At 63.8% G+C, this 17,123-nt stretch carries 16 protein-coding genes; 11 read left to right on the top strand and 5 right to left on the bottom strand.

What is annotated here, in order from left to right:
• Positions 1-301: 301 nt before the first annotated feature.
• The 5 genes from NG898_RS19070 to NG898_RS19050 all read left to right on the top strand — a co-directional run bounded on the left by NG898_RS19070 (position 302) and on the right by NG898_RS19050 (position 4,792).
• Entirely contained in the window at positions 302-2,686 is a 2,385-nt protein-coding gene (locus NG898_RS19070) for a HAMP domain-containing protein (RefSeq protein WP_252693898.1), read from the top strand.
• Entirely contained in the window at positions 2,686-3,402 is a 717-nt protein-coding gene (locus NG898_RS19065; protein WP_252693897.1) for a methyl-accepting chemotaxis protein, read from the top strand. The genes NG898_RS19070 and NG898_RS19065 overlap by 1 nt, the downstream gene beginning before the upstream one ends.
• An 11-nt stretch (positions 3,403-3,413) precedes the next feature.
• A complete protein-coding gene (locus NG898_RS19060; protein WP_252693896.1) occupies positions 3,414-3,947 on the top strand; it encodes a hypothetical protein in 534 nt (177 codons plus the stop codon).
• A gap of 29 nt (positions 3,948-3,976) precedes the next feature.
• Positions 3,977-4,342 carry a response regulator gene (locus NG898_RS19055; RefSeq protein ID WP_024977498.1) on the top strand — a complete coding sequence of 122 codons (366 nt, stop codon included), beginning with the start codon at positions 3,977-3,979 and terminating at the stop codon, positions 4,340-4,342.
• Between the two features lie 117 nt (positions 4,343-4,459).
• Positions 4,460-4,792, top strand: a complete 333-nt coding sequence (locus tag NG898_RS19050; protein ID WP_252693895.1) for a hypothetical protein — start codon at positions 4,460-4,462, stop codon at positions 4,790-4,792.
• 13 nt (positions 4,793-4,805) lie between these two features.
• Here the strand turns inward: NG898_RS19050 and NG898_RS19045 are convergent, their stop codons facing one another.
• The 3 genes from NG898_RS19045 to NG898_RS19035 all read right to left on the bottom strand — a co-directional run bounded on the left by NG898_RS19045 (position 4,806) and on the right by NG898_RS19035 (position 7,408).
• On the bottom strand, positions 4,806-5,666 hold the full coding sequence (locus NG898_RS19045) for a class I SAM-dependent methyltransferase (protein WP_252693894.1): 861 nt from the start codon (positions 5,664-5,666) through the stop codon (positions 4,806-4,808).
• A gap of 40 nt (positions 5,667-5,706) precedes the next feature.
• The gene (locus NG898_RS19040) at positions 5,707-6,372 is read right to left on the bottom strand and encodes a glutathione S-transferase (RefSeq protein ID WP_252693893.1); all 666 of its coding nucleotides are present in this window, start codon (positions 6,370-6,372) and stop codon (positions 5,707-5,709) included.
• A gap of 64 nt (positions 6,373-6,436) precedes the next feature.
• Positions 6,437-7,408 carry a GlxA family transcriptional regulator gene (locus tag NG898_RS19035; RefSeq protein ID WP_252693892.1) on the bottom strand — a complete coding sequence of 324 codons (972 nt, stop codon included), beginning with the start codon at positions 7,406-7,408 and terminating at the stop codon, positions 6,437-6,439.
• An 89-nt stretch (positions 7,409-7,497) separates the two neighbouring features.
• Here NG898_RS19035 and NG898_RS19030 point away from each other — a divergent pair, with 89 nt between their 5' ends.
• The 5 genes from NG898_RS19030 (at position 7,498) to NG898_RS19010 (ending at position 14,078) form a co-directional block, all read left to right on the top strand.
• Positions 7,498-8,757: an MFS transporter gene (locus tag NG898_RS19030; RefSeq protein WP_252693891.1), complete on the top strand. Its 1,260-nt coding sequence runs from the start codon at positions 7,498-7,500 to the stop codon at positions 8,755-8,757.
• Positions 8,758-8,863: 106 nt separating this feature from the next.
• Positions 8,864-10,270, top strand: a complete 1,407-nt coding sequence (locus NG898_RS19025) for an alkaline phosphatase family protein (protein ID WP_252693890.1) — start codon at positions 8,864-8,866, stop codon at positions 10,268-10,270.
• A 2-nt stretch (positions 10,271-10,272) separates the two neighbouring features.
• Entirely contained in the window at positions 10,273-10,764 is a 492-nt protein-coding gene (locus tag NG898_RS19020) for a GNAT family N-acetyltransferase (protein WP_252693889.1), read from the top strand.
• Between the two features lie 141 nt (positions 10,765-10,905).
• On the top strand, positions 10,906-12,450 hold the full coding sequence (locus NG898_RS19015; protein WP_252693888.1) for a methyl-accepting chemotaxis protein: 1,545 nt from the start codon (positions 10,906-10,908) through the stop codon (positions 12,448-12,450).
• Positions 12,451-12,641: 191 nt separating this feature from the next.
• On the top strand, positions 12,642-14,078 hold the full coding sequence (locus NG898_RS19010) for a M20/M25/M40 family metallo-hydrolase (RefSeq protein WP_252693887.1): 1,437 nt from the start codon (positions 12,642-12,644) through the stop codon (positions 14,076-14,078).
• 324 nt (positions 14,079-14,402) lie between these two features.
• Here the strand turns inward: NG898_RS19010 and NG898_RS19005 are convergent, their stop codons facing one another.
• Together NG898_RS19005 and NG898_RS19000 are read right to left on the bottom strand one after the other, a co-directional pair.
• Positions 14,403-15,167, bottom strand: coding sequence for an SDR family NAD(P)-dependent oxidoreductase (locus tag NG898_RS19005; RefSeq protein WP_252693886.1), 765 nt, complete (start codon positions 15,165-15,167; stop codon positions 14,403-14,405).
• 115 nt (positions 15,168-15,282) lie between these two features.
• Positions 15,283-15,867 (bottom strand): CGNR zinc finger domain-containing protein, encoded by a 585-nt coding sequence (locus NG898_RS19000; RefSeq protein WP_252693885.1) that lies wholly within the window; start codon positions 15,865-15,867, stop codon positions 15,283-15,285.
• Between the two features lie 149 nt (positions 15,868-16,016).
• Between NG898_RS19000 and NG898_RS18995 the strand changes: the two genes are divergently transcribed.
• Positions 16,017-17,087, top strand: a complete 1,071-nt coding sequence (locus NG898_RS18995; RefSeq protein ID WP_252693884.1) for an NAD(P)H-dependent flavin oxidoreductase — start codon at positions 16,017-16,019, stop codon at positions 17,085-17,087.
• Positions 17,088-17,123: the final 36 nt, after the last annotated feature.

The raw sequence follows: 17,123 nt of genomic DNA, 5'->3' as shown, positions 1-17,123 counted from the left end.
AAATAAAAGAGGAAATAAAACGGCGCTGAGTTAACGGCGACGAGAAAAATAACTTTAGCGATTTCGTGCAATTCCCCTACTTGAGTGGGGATGTCAAACGATTTCGCGGGGAATCCAAGTGCCGCGCGGGTATGCGGCGCAATACCTGCGCACGGAAATTCAATACCGCAATGCCCGGATGGTCGATGTGGCGGTCATCGATTGGTCATCTTTCGACTTCAATAATTGCGCCTCCGATGTTCAGGAAAACATATTGAGGCATCCCTTCTTTCAGGGGGTGACTGAATCGAGAGAATTTCAAATGACCATTCGTCATCGCATTACATTGCTGGTGGTGCTGATGTTTGCCGCGCTGGCGGCTATCGGCGGATACGCGGTTTACCAGACCCGCGGCAGCGCGGCAGAGGTCCGCCAGGTGACGGAGGGCGTGGTGCCGAGCGCGCTGGCATCGGCCGACCTTGTATCGCTCGTCAAGGACGTGCAACTTGCGACGATGGCGCTGGTGTATGCCCCGGACGGCAACATCGTCGCGCAGGCCTCGGACGACCTGAAAACCAAGGAAGCGGCACTGCGGGCAGCATTGGACGTGCAGGCCAAGCGCGCCAACAGCCACGCGCAGGAAGGGCTGGTTGCGCAGGCCAAGGAAAGCGTCGACAGCTACGTCGAGGCCATCCAGCAAACCACCGACATGAAGCTCGCGGGCAAGGATGAACTGGCACAGGCCTTCCTGTTTGCCAACGTGGCCAGTTACCGCGACGTGCTGGAAAAGATTGTCGAGACGCTGCGCATCGAGAAAAACCGTGAGAAAGACGAAGCCATTGCCGGCCTGAACGGCAAGCTTGCGAGCACCGCCACCACCATCGGCGTGGTGAGCGGCGTGGCCATCGTGCTGCTGACCGCCATCGGCATGCTGCTGTACCGCCAGATCACCCGCCCGCTCACGCGCATGCAGGCCGAGATGAGCGAGATCGCCACAAGCCAGGACTTCACGCGCCGTGTGCCGGTGGGCCGCATGGACGAAATCGGTCATTCGGTTGTTGCGTTCAACCAGATGATCGAGAAGATCCAGGAGAACGCCGCGCTTCTCAAGCAGAAAACGGCCGACATCCAGGCGATGCTGCAGAACATGCAGCAGGGCATCCTGACCGTGGTCGATGGCGGCGTGGTGCACGAGGAATATTCGATCTACCTTGAATCGATTTTCGAGACGCAGGAGATTGCCGGCCGCAAGCTGATGGAGCTGATCTTTGCCGATACCAGCCTTGGCGCCGATACGCTGTCGCAGGTGGAAGCGGCGGTCGATGCGTGCCTGGGGCAGGACATCATCAACTTCGCGTTCAACCAGCATCTGCTTGCGAGCGAGGTGGAAAAGCGCATGCCGGATGGACGCACGAAGACGCTCGATCTGTCGTGGTCGGCCATTACCGACGAGAGCGACACGATCCTGCGCCTGATGCTGTGCGTGCGCGACGTGACCGAACTGCGCAAGCTGGCCGCCGAGGCCAGCGAGCAGCGCCGCAACCTGGAGATGATTGGCGAGATCCTGGCGGTGAGCCAGGAGAAGTTCCAGCACTTCATCGACAGCTCCACGACCTTCGTGCACGAGAACGAACGGATCATCCGCCAGTATTCGCAGGCGGACAGCGCGGCCATTGCGGCGCTGTTCCGCAACATGCACACCATCAAGGGCAATGCGCGCACGTACAACCTGCAGCATCTGACCAACGTGGTGCACGAGACCGAGCAGACCTACCACGCGCTGCGCGAACCTGACACCGAGCACACCTGGGATCAGGACTGGCTGATGGAAGAGCTGACGCGTGTGCGCGAGGCCATCGAAAACTACGCCCGCATCAACGAGGTGAAGCTGGGTCGCAAGGGCGATGCGGCACCGGGAAATGCCGTGCAGGCCGCCCCCGATGTGATGGCCCGCATTCAGGAAAGCCTGCGTCTGCTGGAAGCGGCCAACCCAGGCAGCCCGCACGAACTTGTTGCGATGCGCGATTCGGTCTATCCACTGCTGCGCCTGCTGGGCAGCGAGACGGTGGACGCGCTGTTGTCCGGCGCGTTGCAATCGCTGCCGTCGCTGGCGCAGGAGCTGGGCAAGGAGCCTGTTGCCGTGCGCATTGATGACAACGGCTACCGCGTGAGCACCGAAGCGCGCGGCATCCTGCAGAACGTGTTCATGCACCTGCTACGCAACTCGATCGACCACGGCATTGAACCGGCCGAAGAGCGTCTCGCCCACGGCAAGCCGGCTGCCGGCACGATCGACATCGAAGTGGGCGTTGACCAGGGCATGCTGCAGATCACGCTGTGCGACGACGGCCGCGGCCTGGCGCTCGACCGCATCCGCAGTATCGCCATGGAGCGCGGCTGCATCGGCGCAGACCAACAGGCGACCGACGAAGACATCGCGCAGTGCATCTTCCGCCCGGGCTTTTCGACCGCGGACAAGGTGACAGAAGTGTCCGGACGCGGCGTCGGCATGGACGCTGTGCTGGAGTTCCTCAAGCGCGAGCACGGCCGCATCGAGCTGCGCTTCACCGACGATCACAAGGGCGCGGCGTTCCGCCAGTTCCAGACGGTGGTGTGCCTGCCTGAACGGTTTGCGGTCGACAGCGTGAACGCTGCGCTGTGCGCACCACCCGCCGTACGTACGGATCTGGATAAGGAAGCATCGTGATGGGGTCGATTGTTTTGGCCGTGATGACTGGCGGCTTGGTCGCTGGCGTACTGGTGTGGCTGATCCGGCAGCGGAAAGTGAATGCGATGGCGCGCACCGTGGGCGAGGCCGATCGCCGCATTGCCGATCTGTCGGCCGACCTGGACAGGCAAGCCACACGGGTGGAAACGGGCATGCGTGAGGTTGCCGCACTGGAAACCACCGTTGCCCAGATGCGTGACGCTGCTGCCGATCAACTGGAAGTCATCGAGCAACTGCGTACCGAGTTGCAGTCGGCCACAGCCGCGAAGGAACAGTGGGCGAGCCGCGCCGGGCAGATTGCCGAAGAAGCGGCGCGCCTGCGCGGCCTGGCGTTGACGTTCGAGCGCTGGCACGAGCAGATGATCTCGCTCATGGAGCAGAACCACGATATGCACGCGAAGAACCAGGAACTGCAATCCATCGTGCGGCATGTGGTGATCGTCTCACTCAATGCATCCATCGAGGCGGCGCGTGCGGGCACGGCGGGCCGGGGTTTTGCCGTGGTGGCCAGCGAGGTGCGTGCGCTCGCCGCGCGTTCGGAAGAACTGTCGAAGAGCTATCGCAACAGCCTGCATTTGAACGATCTGACCACCACTGCCACGTTCCAGGACATCCAGGCGGGCGGCAAGATGATCACCGCGTCGCTGTCGAGCGTCGAGGCGCTGGCCAGCCAGTTTCAACACCAGCTTCACTAGGCAGGCCCGACGTGATCCGCAGCAACGCACAAGAGAGTTTCGATCGCATCTTCCGCAAGGCCGCACGTACGCGGCTCACGCGGCAGCCGGAAGACACCTGCCATATCGGCACCGCGGCCGAGGGTGGCACCCTGAATGGCGAGGACGCCCTGATCCTCACCATTTCGTCCATCGCATTCCGCCTCTTGCTGGTGCTGCGCTTTGATGACTCCGACGCCACGCGCGCCTACTTCACTGGTGAAGGCTCGGGGCGTTCTTTTGAAGAAGCGCGTCTGGAAATCGGCAACTTGTGCTGCGGCGCGCTGAACCAGGAGCTGCTGCAGGTGTTTCCCGACCTTGGCATGTCCACGCCTTATGTGGTGAGCGCACGCTGCCTGCCGTATCTGGACGTGCTCAGGCCCGGTTACGTGGCCGCCTACGCGGTCACCATCAACGACACGGTGCGTGTGGACGCTACCGTGTGCGTGTGTGCCCATGCCCCGCTGGATTTCGTGGCCGATGTGAGCGACGAAGTGGAGTCCGGCGGCGAGTTGGAATTGTTTTGATTGGAAAGATTGAGAACGAGGAAAGCGTCATGAGCAAGATTCTGGTTGTCGACGATTCGAGCACCGTCCGCGATGAGGTGGCCGGCTTTCTGAAGAAGCACGGTCTGGCGGTGGACACCGCCGTGGACGGCAAAGACGGCCTGGCGAAGATCAAGGCCAACCCCGGCGTCAGACTCGTCATCAGTGATGTGAACATGCCCAACATGGACGGCCTGACCATGGTCGAGAAGGTGCGCGGTGAGCTGGGCAACAAGACGGTCAACGTCATCATGCTCACCACCGAAAGCAGCCCTGCCATGAAAGACCGCGGCAAGGCTGCCGGCGTGAAGGGCTGGATCGTCAAGCCGTTCAAAGGCGACGCAGTGCTGGAGACCTTCAAGAAGCTGGCGAGCTGAAAGAGGGGCGGCTCGGCCGGGTGCTTCATGATCAACCCGGCGCTGGAGGGCATGGCGCCCGTGCGATTTTGGAGCCAAACTTGCTTGCCTGAAGCTGGTTTGGCCGAGGGAGCCATCATGCAAGAGCTCGCCTTTCGCACGCTGCTGTACCGCTATTTCTTCTTCGGCTGGCTGTTCAAAGACGCCAGCCGCGGCAACCTGTTCGAGCGCTCCGCCGCGTGGCGCTTCAACCAGGCGCATGCGCACTGGCTGCTGGCCTATATGCGGCGCTGGCTCTGGTGCGGATTGCTTTTCTACGCACTGGGCGGCGTGCTGGAACTGGGGCTCAAAACCCCGGGCCTGTCGGTGCTGTTCTATGTGCCCAGCGCGTTGAGCGTGCCTGTCAACGTCGTCATCGGGGTGCTGTGGATCGGCCTGAAGGCGCTGCCCGGGCCGCTGCGCGAGCGGTAGACGCGCCGCGCGGCTAGACCGTCGCCACGAGCAGCTCTTCGGCATTGCGCGGCGGGCGCAAGCCGTCGGTGCGGCCAGAGAAATAGCGCTCCGTCAACGTGTCTGCAGAAATGTGCTGGGCATCGCGAAAGCCGTTTTCGCTGGCCAGCGCGAGTATTTCGGGCGGCGTGAAAAAGCTGATGAACGGCGTGCCGCTCGCGCGTGCACCTTTTTCCGCCATCTCAAGGCCAGGCCGGACGTCCGGGTCTGCCGTCTCCAACGGCAGCAGGAACGTCATCGCGAGCATCGAGCCCGGTGCAAGCGACGCCACCTGCCGCAGCGTGGCCGCATTCGCTGCCTTCGACAGATACATGCTCACGCCCGTGGACACCACAATGGCCGGCCTGCCCTTATCAAACCCGGCCGCGACCAGCGCATCCTGCCAGGATTCGCGCGCCTCAAAATCCACCGGAACGAAGCGCAGCCAATGCGGAACGCCAAAGCCCAGCGCTTCCAGGCGCTGCCGCTTCCAAGCCTGCGGGCCTGGCTGATCGACCTCAAACACCGTCATGCGCGATGCCACATCGGGCCGGCGTTGTGCAAAGCTGTCCAGCCCCGCCCCGAGAATCACGTACTGGCTCAAACCGCGGCCCGCTTGTTCGATGACGAGGTCTTCGATAAAGCGTGCGCGCGCCACAATGGACGCGCGAAACGGACGTGTGAACTGCGGATCCATGTCGCCGCGTTGTTGCCAGCCGGGTTCCGGGGCCAGCAACTTCAGGCCTACCTCGTCTTCCAGCACATGCGGCGGTGCATCGCTGTGCACATGCAAAGCGCGCCACAACGCGACGCGCGCTGCAGTGCTGTCGGGGGATGCAGTTTGCGGTTCGTTCATTGCACACACGCCTCCATCGATGGATCAGTCGATCAATTGATCAATTCGGATGCTGATACTCGGGAAACACGGCAACGGCCTGTACGGGCTGCTTTGTCATGCAGACCTCGAACAGGCGGCTGCTGAGCCACTCGGCAAGCCAGGCCTGCACCGCCGGCCAAGGCTGACCGGCAAACCAGTCCGGCTCCACCGCTGCAAACTGCCGCACGAACGGGAAGATCGCCAGATCGGTCGCGCACGGTGTCGAGCCGCCAAGATAGCGTTGATCCAGCAAGCGTGATTCCAGCGGTATCAGCAGGGTTTCCGTTGCCCGCGCACGGGCTGTCTCGCGCGGCGCGGTCTCTTGGGGATAGCGATCGGGATATTTGTAGCGATCGAGCTGGCGTTTGAACTCCCCGTCGTTGGTGCGTAGCAGTGCGAGGTTGTCGTCGGATTGCGCGCGGCTCCACCAGCCTTCGGGGTCGCGTGCCTCGAAAGCCCAGCACATGATGTCAAGGCTCTCTTCCAGCACGCCGCCGTCCGTCAGATGCAAGACAGGAACGGTGCCTTTCGGGGACAGCGCCAAGAGTTCGGCAGGCTTGTCGCGCATGACGATCTCAAACGTCTGGAAGCGTCGATGGGCCTGCAGCATCGCCAGGCGCGCACGCATGGCGTAGGGGCAGCGGCGATAGCTGTAGAGCAGGGGCAAGTCTTGATTGTCGGACATCGGTGCGAATTCGAGGCTACGGATTTCAGGTGCACCAGGGTAGCGGATGCATTGGCACGGTGTGTTAGGCCACCAGGCGTGTGTGCCCTGATCGTCCTGTCCGCCCGGAGCGCCGCACCGATTGCGGCGGCTGCCCGAACACGCGGATGAACGCGCGCCGCATGCGTTCCGGATCGGCAAAGCCCACGGCGCGCGCGACCTGTTCCAGCGATTCATCACCGGCTTCCACGCGCGGCCGGGCGATTTCTGCACGGAGCTTTTCGATGGCCTTGGCCGGCGTCTGGCCAGTCTCTGCCACAAAGGCGCGGTCGAACTGCCGGCGGCTCAGGTGGGCGACTTCGGCCAGGCGGTCGACGTCCAGCGCTTCATGCAGGTGCTCGCGCGCATAGCCCAGCGCACGTGCAATGCGGCTCGATGCCGGGTCCAGCTCCAGCAAGGTCGAGAACTGCGATTGCCCGCCGGGCCGCCGGTGGTAGACCACCAGCTCGCGGGCCACGGCGCGCGATACGTCGACGCCCAGGTCTTCCTCAATGAGCGCCAGCGCCAGGTCGATGCCCGACGAGATGCCGGCCGACGTCCACACCGGCCCGTCGTGGATGAAGATGTGGTCGCTCTGCACCTGCACGCGCGGATAGCGCCGCTGCAACAGTGCCGCCATGCGCCAATGCGTCGTTGCGCGGCGCCCATCGAGCAGGCCCGCCGCCGCCAGCGCAAAGGCGCCGGAACACACGCTCGTCATGCGTCGCGAATGCTCGGCCGCTTCCCGTACGAAGGTGATCAGCCGCGGCGAAAACGCGTCTTCGCGCGGGCCGTTGCCGCCCGAGATGATCAACGTATCGAAGGCCGGATCGTCCAGGCCCTGCGTCTGCATGACGAGGCCGGGCGCGCTCTGCACCAGCGTGCCGCTTTCGGACAGCACGTCGATGCGATATGCCGGCTGCGGCGCGAGCCGGTTCGCCACGTCAAAGGCCGTCAGCGGGCCAGTGAAATCGAGCAGGCTGCAGCCCGGAAACACCAAAAAGCCGATTCTGCGCATGATGTCTTGAAATGAGGGATTAACGTCATTTAGGCCTGATGTTGCTCCGCCAGACTGCTGCTGTCAAACGCATTTCTGGAGAAACGATCATGACAACCGCGATGTGCTTACCGGCCACTTCGACGCCCATGTCGCGCCATCACCGCTGGAAGGTGCTGGGCGTGGGTGTGGCGGCCAACGCGAGCTTTTCGGCAGCGTTCTCAGGCATCCCGACGACTGCCGTGTTCATTCGCTCGGCGTATCACCTGGGCAATGCCGAACTGGGCGTGGCACTGGGTGCGCTGGGGCTGGGCATCGCCATCAGCGAATTGCCGTGGGGCTTGCTGACCGACCGCTGGGGCGACCGCGCGGTGCTGCTGACGGGGCTTGGGCTGACGGCGCTGGCGCTGTTCGTGATGGCATGTTGTGTGGCGCCGCTGCATGGCCTCGTGCCGCCGCTTGCGTGGCTGGTGGGCGGCATGCTGAGCGTCGGCCTGCTGGGCGGCAGCGTGAACGGATCAAGCGGGCGCGCTGTCATGGGCTGGTTTCGCGAAGGCGAGCGCGGATTGGCCATGAGCATCCGCCAGACCGCCGTACCGCTGGGCGGCGGCATTGGCGCGCTGGTGCTGCCGAGCCTGGCCGCGCACGCCGGGTTTGCCGCTGTGTATGGCGTGCTGGCGGCGGCGTGTGCGTTGACTGCGGCGCTGACGTGGCTGTGGGTGCATGACGCACCGGACACGGCAAATGCGGTTGCACACACTGCGGCGCCTGGCGGTACGGGCCCGTTGCGCGATCCGACGCTGTTGCGCATGGCCTTGGCCATTGGGCTGCTGTGTGTGCCGCAAGGCGCGGTCGTCGCTTTTGCCACGGTGTTCCTGCGCGACTTTGCGCACGCCAATGTGCTCACGCTCAGTCTGACCATGGCAGCGGTGCAGGGCGGGGCGGCCGTCATGCGCGTGTGGAGCGGCCGCTGGACCGACCGTCACGGCAATCGCCGCGCCTATCTGCTGACCTGCGCGCGGTTGAGCGTCGCGCTGTTTGCGGTGCTGGCCGGGGTGGCGTGGATGACGTCGGCGCTGTCGATCGATCTGTCGGTTATGCGCGTCGCGCTGGTGGCGGCCGTGGTGGCGGGCGGTATTTGCGTATCGGCGTGGCATGGCGTGGGCTATACCGAACTGGCCACCTTGGCCGGCGCGCAGCGTGCGGGCACGGCGCTGGGCCTCGGCAACACGGGCGCGTTTGCGGCCCTCGGGCTCACATCGCTATGCCTGCCGCAGGTGCTGGCGTGGTCGTCATGGCCCGTGGTGTGGCTGATGGCGGCGGGCAGCGCGCTGATTGCGTGGCGTGTGCTGCCGGCGGTACGTCCGTAGACGCGCGCAACGCCAATCCCCCTCGTTTCTTCCTATAGTGACCCGCAGGGCGCCGCCCCGCGCGGGCCGCAAAACGAAGCAACGAAAACGAGACGAGGGGGCCACCATGGCAGGCCTGGATGTAATCGAGCACGTGGTCGTGCTGATGTTGGAGAACCGGTCGTTCGACAACCTGTTCGGCACGCTGTATTCAAAGAGCGCGGAGTTCGACGGCCTGTCGGGCGAAGAAACCAACCCCGACGGTGGCGGCCAGCCCATCCGCGTGTGGACGACGCCCGCGCCGGCCAACGTGATGACGCTGCCCAATCCCGACCCGGGCGAACTCTTTACCGACATCAACCAGCAGCTCTTCGGCCAGCAGATGCCGCTAGGGCAGACGCCCACCATGCAGGGCTTCACCACCAACTACGCCAAGAACGGTGGCGACCCGCGCGACATCATGCATTTCTTCACGGCGGACCAGGTGCCCGCGCTCAGCACGCTGGCGCGCAATTACGCCGTGTGCGATGCGTGGTTTGCCTCGGCGCCGTGCCAGACGTGGCCCAACCGGTTTTTCGTGCACACCGGCACCGCGCACGGTTATCCGAACAACTCGCCGGTGCACTTCCCGTACTTGATGCCGACGCTGTTCAATGTGCTCGACGGCGTGGCGCCCAACGACTGGGCCGTCTATTACCACGACTTCGCGCAGTCGCTCACGCTCACGCGGCTGTGGTTGCATCTGGACCACTTCCACCTGTTCGACGATTTTCTCGACGATGCATCCAGCGGCAAGTTGCCCTCGTACAGCTTTATCGAGCCCCGCTACTTTGCCGATCTCGACTGGCCCAACGATATGCACCCGCCGCATGACGTCGGCTACGGCGACGCGCTTGTCGCGCAGGTGTACAACGCGCTGCGCAGTTCGCCGCAGTGGCACCAGACCATGCTCATCATCACCTTCGACGAGCACGGTGGCTGTTTCGACCATGTGCCGCCGCCTGCCGTGGTGCCGCCTAGCCCGCCGCAGCCGGGGCAGCTCTTCGCATTCGATCGGTTGGGCGTGCGCGTGCCGGCGGTGGTGGTGTCGCCATGGATTCCCAAGGGCACGATCTTCCGCTCGACCGTGGCGCAGCCGTACGATCACACCGCCATCATCAAGACGCTGCGCATGCGCTACAACATCCGGACGCCGCTCACTGCGCGCGATGCCAGCGCACCCGACCTAGGGCAGGTCTTGGAATTGAGTGCGCCAGATGACAACCGCGACCCAGTCGCCGCCCGCGCCATGGCAGCGAACCCGGCCGGTTTGCAGGCCGCCCGTAACGCGCCGCTCAATGACTTCCAGTGGGCCATGCACGAATCGGCGGCGATGCTTGCGCCGCTGGGCACCGGTGTCAGCATTGACGACCACGTGCGCAACCTGTCGACCGATCAGCAGCCGCCGGTGCCCGCTGCGCAGAATGCCCAGCAGGCGGCGCAGCACATCAAGGACGTGCTCGCATCGATGGACCTGCCGCACGCGGGGCAATGATCATGAACGCACCGCTTGAACAATCGCCTGTTGTCATCCGCGCCTTCAGACCCGGTGACGAGCCCCTGCTGCATGCGGTCTTCCATTCCGCCGTGCACGGTCTGGCCGCCGCGCAATATACGCCGCAGCAGTGCGAAGCGTGGGCCCCGACCCACTACGACGTCGCACAATGGAATGAGCGCATCCGCCGCATCCAGCCCTTCGTGGCGGAACGCAACGGGCAGCCCGTGGCCTATGCCGATTTGCAGGCGAATGGCTATATCGATCACTTCTTCGTATCGGCCGTGCACGCGCGAAGAGGTGTCGGGCAACAGCTCATGAGTCACCTCCTAGGGTTGGCAGCGCAGTGCGATGTGCCGCGCGTGCAAGCCCACGTGAGCTTGAGCGCCGAGCCTTTCTTTGCCCGGAATGGGTTTGAAGTGGTGGCGCGGCAGACCGTGACGGTGCGCGGCGTGCCGCTGGACAACGCGTTGATGGTGCGCATGCAGGTGTGAGCCAAGAGTCGCACGGGGCCTTGTTCTTCGGGAAAACCCTCGTAATGTAGTTAAAGAATGTTGAGGATCTGTCGTTAGTTTTGCTGAATTCAGTTCCCTCAGAGGAACCACTTCACGCTCCCCCAACTTCGCGCGACAGATATGAAGACGCTCTCCATCAAGGCACGGCTGGCGCTGGTGCTGTTTGTTCTGGCTGTGTTCCTGGCGGGTGTCGGCGTGCTGGGCTTGGTTGGCAACATGCGCTCCAACGCCGCGCTCAAGGAAACCTATTCCAATAACCTTGCTTCCACCCGCGCGTTGGGGCAGGCGGAATCCAAGCTTGCGCAGGCGCGTACGGCACTGGACCGTGCCGTGGTGCAAACGGACGCAGCCAAGGCCACCGACGCCATCGGGCGTGTCAATTTGCAGATCCAGAACAGCGACAAGGCTTGGGCAAGCTATCTGACTTTGCCGTTTTCCACGCCAGAAGAAGAAAAGGTGGCCGGTGAAGCGAAGAAGCTGCGTGAGATCGTCAAGAGCGGTATCGGCGAGGCCATTGCCGCTATCCAGCGCGGCGACAGTGAAAGCGCTCGCCGCGTCGCGATGGAGACAATGCCTGCGCAATTCCGTGCGTACGCTGAGTTGTCCGATCGCCTCAATGCCATCCAGATGGAAGTGTCCACTGCGTCGTACGAAAGGGCACAGTCTTTCTTCAATGGGCTGGTGTGGACGTTCATCATCGTGATCGCCATCGGGCTGGCGCTTGCCGCCGGTTGCTATTTCGTGCTGTCGCGCGCCATCTCGCGCCCGCTCGCAGAGATGCTCGTGCACTTCCACGAAATTTCCGGCGGCAACCTGACCACCGACGTCCGCATCCACTCGCGTGACGAGATGGGCCTGCTGATGGAAGGCCTGCAACAGATGCAAGCCAAGTTGAAGGAGACCGTGGTGACGGTGCGTCGCGGCAGCGAGTCGATCGCGTCCGCCACGCAGCAGATCGCTGCGGGCAACACCAATCTGTCGCAACGCACGGAAGAGCAGGCCAGCTCGCTGGAGGAAACCGCATCCAGCATGGAAGAGCTGACGAGCATCGTGAAGCAGAACGCCGACAACGCGCGTCAGGCGAGCACGCTGGCGGTGAGCGCCTCCGAGATCGCCGTGCAGGGCGGTGCCGTGGTGCAGGACGTGGTGAGCACCATGGGCGAGATCAGCGAGTCGTCGCGCAAGATCACCGACATCATCGCCGTGATCGAAGGCATTGCGTTCCAGACCAACATCCTGGCGCTCAACGCTGCGGTGGAAGCCGCGCGTGCAGGCGAACAGGGCCGCGGTTTTGCGGTGGTGGCCGGTGAAGTGCGCACGCTGGCACAGCGCAGCGCGGCTGCCGCCAAGGAGATCAAATCGTTGATCGAAGATTCCGCCACGCGTGTGGAATCCGGCTCGACGCTGGTGGCACGTGCCGGCAAGACGATGGAAGAGATCGTCGTGGCCGTGAAGCGCGTGACCGACATCATGGGCGAGATCAGCGCGGGCTCGGCTGAGCAAAGCACCGGCATCGAGCAGATCAACGAAGCCGTCACGCAGATGGATGACGTGACGCAGCAGAACGCCGCACTGGTGGAAGAAGCCGCTGCCGCTGCGCAGGCGCTGGAAGAACAGGCGGACGAGTTGCGCCGCGCTGTGGCGGTGTTCCGCGTGGCGATGTAAAGCACGCTTTCTGATGAGTTGCCCTGGCAGCGAAATGGCTGCCGCGGCGCTACACTGCGGGGTCGGCCTTCGGGTCGGCCCCGCTTTGTTTTATGCGGTGCACTCAGAAGCCGCTCATGGCCTTGCTCCGCCCCTCGAGCCACTCGCCACGCGCCATGAGCCGGTTCACATAACGATTATCCGGAGGTGTCATGCGTTTCCAGTGTCGTCGTGTTCCCGTTCGCGCCTTGGTGTCTGCAGCTGTGTTGGCATGCAGCGCCGGCGCGTTCGCTCAGAGCATTCCCGCCAGCAAGCCCGCGCCCACCACGCTCACGCCCGAGCAGCAGCGCTACCACGACATCTACAAAGAGCTGGTCGAGATCAACACGACGCATTCGGTGGGTGACACGACCAAGGCCGCGCATGCGATGGAAAAGCGCCTGCGCGATGCAGGTTTTGCCGCTGCCGACATGCAGGTGCTTGAGCCGTTCCCGAAGAAGGGCAACCTTGTGCTGCGCTTCAAGGGCGCCGGTACCAAGAAGCCGATGCTGCTGCTCGCCCACATTGACGTGGTGGAAGCCAAGCGCGAAGACTGGAAGACCGACCCCTTCAAGCTGCAAGAGATCGACAGCTATTTCACCGCGCGCGGCGCGATCGACGACAAGGCGATGGCCTCGGCCTTCGTGTCGGTGCTGGGGCAGCTCAAGCAGGAAGGCTTCAAGCCATCGCGCGACATCATCCTCGCATTGACCACCGACGAGGAGCGCGGCGATGTGCCGACCAACGGCGCGTACTGGATCGTCAACAACAAGCCGGAGCTGGTGAAGGCCGAGTTCGGTATCAACGAAGGCGGTGGCGGCGAGCTGCGCAACGGCAAGCCGGTGCTGCACCGCATTCAGGTGGCCGAGAAGATGTACACGACGTACGAGCTGGAAGTGCGGGACGTGGGCGGACACAGCTCGGTGCCGACCAAGACGAACCCGATCTATGCGTTGTCAGCCGCGCTGGATCGGCTGGGGGCGTATCAGTTTCCCGTCAAGCTGGCCGACGTGACGCAGACTTACTTTGCTCGCAGCGCGCCGCTGGCCACGGGGCAACTGGCGGACGACATGCGTTCGGTCGGCACCGGCAAGCCGGACCAGGCTGCGATCGATCGGCTGTCGGCCATTCCGTTTTACAACGCGCAGTTGCGCACCACCTGCGTGGCCACGATGGTCAACGCCGGCCACGCCGAGAACGCGCTGCCGCAATCGGCCAAGGCCACCGTCAATTGCCGCATCCTGCCGCACGATGATCCGGCCGATATCGATCGTCAGTTGAAGCAGGTGATAGGCAACGAGAAGATCAGCGTGCGCTACGTCAACAAGCCGCTTGCAAGCCCCGCGTCGCCGCTCAATGGTGACCTGGTGAAGACGGTGGAGGCGCTGACGCAGCAGATGTGGAATGTGCCGGTGATTCCGGCGATGAGCACGGGCGCGACTGACAGCCGGTTCATGCGCAATGCGGGCATTCCGATGTATGGCGTGTCGGGGCTGTTTACCGAGCCGGCTGATCTGCGCACGCATGGTCTGGATGAGCGTATCGAGATTGCGCGGTTGTATGACGGGCGGGAGTTTCTTTATCGGCTTGTGAAGCAGTTGGCTGAGTAAATTGTTGGGCGCTGCGCTCGTGTTTTTCATCGGGCGCGGCTTGTTGGTGCTGGTTTTTTGTTGGGTTTCGGCCCCTGGCGGGGTCGACTTACTTTCTTTGTCTTGCCAAAGAAAGGTAAGCAAAGAAAGGCGCGCCCGAGATGGCGACTTCCCCTTGGATTTTCGTCACGGGGAGGGGAAGGAGCCAAACTCGCTGCGCTCAGACAGCCTCCCCTCTTTTTCCTCCCCGCGACAAAAATCCAAGGCGCCATCTAGGGCAGGGTACGGCCACACCCTCTGCGTGCGGGAGTTGGCGGCGTTGCACGCGTTTGGGTGGTTACTTTCTCAGATGAAGCCGCCGTCGGTCATCAAGGTGCGGCCGGTGATCCAGCGGGCGTCGTCGGAGGCCAGGAACGCGATGGCATCGGCGATGTCGTCCGGTTCAGCCAGGCGCCCCATCGGGGTTGATTCGCGCATGCGCGCTTTCACTTCATCGGGAATCGGGGCGGTCATGTCGGTGCGCGTGAGGGCGGGGGCCACGGCGTTGACGGTGATGTTGCGCGGGCCCAGTTCTACGGCAAACGCGTGGGTGAGGGCGCTGACGGCGGCCTTGCTTGCCGCATATACCGCCAGCCCTGCGCGAGGGCGGTACACCAGACTGGAAGACACGTTCACGATATGCCCGCCGCGAGCCGGCACATGCGGCAGCACCGCCTGCGTCACGAGAATCGTCGAGAAAGCATTGGTGCGGAACTGCGCGTCGAACGATGCGAGGTCGATGCTGCCGACCGGTTGGTTTTCCAGAATGCCGGCGTTGTTGACGAGGATGTCGATGGTACCGAAGGCCTCGCGCACGGTGCTCACCATTGCATCGACGGACGATGCGTCGCTTACGTCGGCTTGCACGGCAATGGCCTGCGCGCCGGTGCTGCGGACGGCGTTGACCACGGCGTCGGCTTCTGCGGCGTTGCTGCGATAGACCACGGCTACGCGCGCACCGTCGGCGGCCAGTCGATGCGCCACCGCAGCGCCAATGCCGCGCGAGCCCCCGGTGACGATAGCGGTGCGACCTGCGAGGCGTTGTGTGGGTGCGGATTGAGTTTGAGACATGCTGTTCTCCTGAGGCGGTGAATGTTTCGGGAGAACAGATTACGAACCAGTCATCTGATGCGCAGCCAGTCTGGCCGCGACGCGGCGTTCCAGCATTGGAACGAGCGAAGTGCGATCAGCCCTGCTGGCGTTTGCGGTATTCCGCCACCTTGTGCCGGTTGCCGCAGACAGCCATGCTGCACCAGCGGCGCTTGTGCGACTTGGTGCGGTCGTAAAACCACAGCGTGCATTCGGGGTGTTCGCACACACGCACGAGCTGGAAATCGCCCTCTGCGAGCAGATGCGCGGCGGCTTCGGCCAGCGGCGCCAGACACTGCTCGACGGAATCGGTTGGGCGCAGGCGTTCGACACGCGGGGTGCCGTTTTCCCAGACCAACACGGGATGGCTTGGCGCCTGCCGCAGGAACACATTCAGCGCATCGGCGCTGGCTGCGCGGCCCGACTTGCGCGCCTCCACCAAGGCGCGAATCACTTCGCGCAGGTGCCGCGCCACGGCCAGCAGCACGCCGGACGGATAGCGGCCTGCCACAGGCTCCGCGAGCCAGCCAGCGCGCACCAGCCAATCGGAGACATCGGCGTCGTTTTGCCAGAAATCGTGGGGCTGGCCGTCGACGTTGGCCACGGTGTTGAGCATGTCCAGCACCGGGTCGTCGGCAATCAACAGGGGCGCATCGGCGGTGGCGGAAGCGGGGGAGGACATGGCGATCTGCAAGAAAAATCGGTAATGGAATTGTAACCAATTTAACGCGCTATTCCAGTTACTTATTGCATGCGCGTTTCAACAGGTCAGTCCGATGAAAAGCTCGCAGCATTACCATGTGTCGTCCAAGTTCCTTGCCGGAGATGATCATGAGCGCATGGCCTGATGCACGCGTGCTGGAGTTGTTCAATATCGAAGTGCCCATCGTGCTGGGGCCGATGGCGGGCGTGGCTGGCGTGGAGCTGGCGATTGCCGTGGCGCGGGGCGGTGGCCTCGGTTCGCTGCCGTGCGCGATGCTGAGCGTCGAGCAGATCCGCCAACAGGTCGAGCAGTTCCGGGCGGCCGTGCGCGGCCCCATCAACCTGAACTTCTTCTGCCACACGCCGCCGCAGCCTGACCCCGAGCGCGATGCCAAATGGCGTGCCCACCTGGCACCGTATTACGCCGAGTTCGGTATTGACTTGAACGCGCAAGCGCCAGCCGTCAACCGCGCGCCGTTCGACGAAGCGACCTGCGCGCTGGTGGAGGAATTGAAGCCGGAAGTGGTGAGTTTCCATTTCGGCCTGCCCTCGCCGGAATTGCAGGCCCGCGTAAAGGCTACGGGGGCGAAGGTCATCTCCGCTGCCACCACGGTGGAAGAGGCGCGCTGGCTGGAAGCGCGCGGCGTAGACGCCATCATCGCCATGGGCAACGAGGCCGGCGGCCATCGCGGCATGTTCCTCGCCAAGACGATCGAATCGCAGGTCGGCACGTTCGCGCTGGTGCCGCAAGTGGCGGATGCGGTGAAGGTGCCGATCATCGCAGCGGGCGGCATTGGCGATGCGCGCGGTGTGGTGGCGGCGTTGGTGCTGGGGGCGTCGGCGGTGCAGATCGGTACGGCCTATATGCTGTCGCCGGAGGCCAAGACATCGGCCATTCATCGCGCGGCGCTCAAGCAGGCAACGGATGCCGACACCGCGCTCACCAACCTGTTCACCGGCCGCCCGGCACGCGGCATCGTCAACCGACTGATGCGTGAGATTGGCCCGATGAGCGCGTTTGCCCCGGCCTTCCCCACGGCTGGTGGTGCATTGGCGCCGCTGCGCGCCAAGACGGAGCCGACCGGCTCAGGTGATTTCATCAACCTGTGGTCGGGCCAGGCCGGCCAGTTGGCCACGGAAGACTCGGCCGAAGCCATCACGCGGCGCATTGCCGCCCAGGCGCTCGAGCGGCTCACCTGAGTTTTTCGGCTGCATCGTTTCCCGCGCGGGCACGCC

It is taken from the genome of Ralstonia mojiangensis, from assembly GCF_023955645.1.
Lineage (GTDB): Bacteria > Pseudomonadota > Gammaproteobacteria > Burkholderiales > Burkholderiaceae > Ralstonia > Ralstonia mojiangensis.
This window is presented reverse-complemented; position numbering and strand designations above follow the sequence as displayed.

Coding starts and splice junctions, on each gene's coding strand:
- NG898_RS19005 (WP_252693886.1), bottom strand. CDS start 15,167: ATGTCTCAAACTCAATCCGCACCCACACAACGCCTCGCAGGTCGCACC.
- NG898_RS19035 (WP_252693892.1), bottom strand. CDS start 7,408: ATGCGCAGAATCGGCTTTTTGGTGTTTCCGGGCTGCAGCCTGCTCGAT.
- NG898_RS19000 (WP_252693885.1), bottom strand. CDS start 15,867: ATGTCCTCCCCCGCTTCCGCCACCGCCGATGCGCCCCTGTTGATTGCC.
- NG898_RS19070 (WP_252693898.1), top strand. CDS start 302: ATGACCATTCGTCATCGCATTACATTGCTGGTGGTGCTGATGTTTGCC.
- NG898_RS19010 (WP_252693887.1), top strand. CDS start 12,642: ATGCGTTTCCAGTGTCGTCGTGTTCCCGTTCGCGCCTTGGTGTCTGCA.
- NG898_RS19015 (WP_252693888.1), top strand. CDS start 10,906: ATGAAGACGCTCTCCATCAAGGCACGGCTGGCGCTGGTGCTGTTTGTT.
- NG898_RS19040 (WP_252693893.1), bottom strand. CDS start 6,372: ATGTCCGACAATCAAGACTTGCCCCTGCTCTACAGCTATCGCCGCTGC.
- NG898_RS19055 (WP_024977498.1), top strand. CDS start 3,977: ATGAGCAAGATTCTGGTTGTCGACGATTCGAGCACCGTCCGCGATGAG.
- NG898_RS19025 (WP_252693890.1), top strand. CDS start 8,864: ATGGCAGGCCTGGATGTAATCGAGCACGTGGTCGTGCTGATGTTGGAG.
- NG898_RS19030 (WP_252693891.1), top strand. CDS start 7,498: ATGACAACCGCGATGTGCTTACCGGCCACTTCGACGCCCATGTCGCGC.
- NG898_RS19050 (WP_252693895.1), top strand. CDS start 4,460: ATGCAAGAGCTCGCCTTTCGCACGCTGCTGTACCGCTATTTCTTCTTC.
- NG898_RS18995 (WP_252693884.1), top strand. CDS start 16,017: ATGAGCGCATGGCCTGATGCACGCGTGCTGGAGTTGTTCAATATCGAA.
- NG898_RS19065 (WP_252693897.1), top strand. CDS start 2,686: ATGGGGTCGATTGTTTTGGCCGTGATGACTGGCGGCTTGGTCGCTGGC.
- NG898_RS19020 (WP_252693889.1), top strand. CDS start 10,273: ATGAACGCACCGCTTGAACAATCGCCTGTTGTCATCCGCGCCTTCAGA.
- NG898_RS19045 (WP_252693894.1), bottom strand. CDS start 5,666: ATGAACGAACCGCAAACTGCATCCCCCGACAGCACTGCAGCGCGCGTC.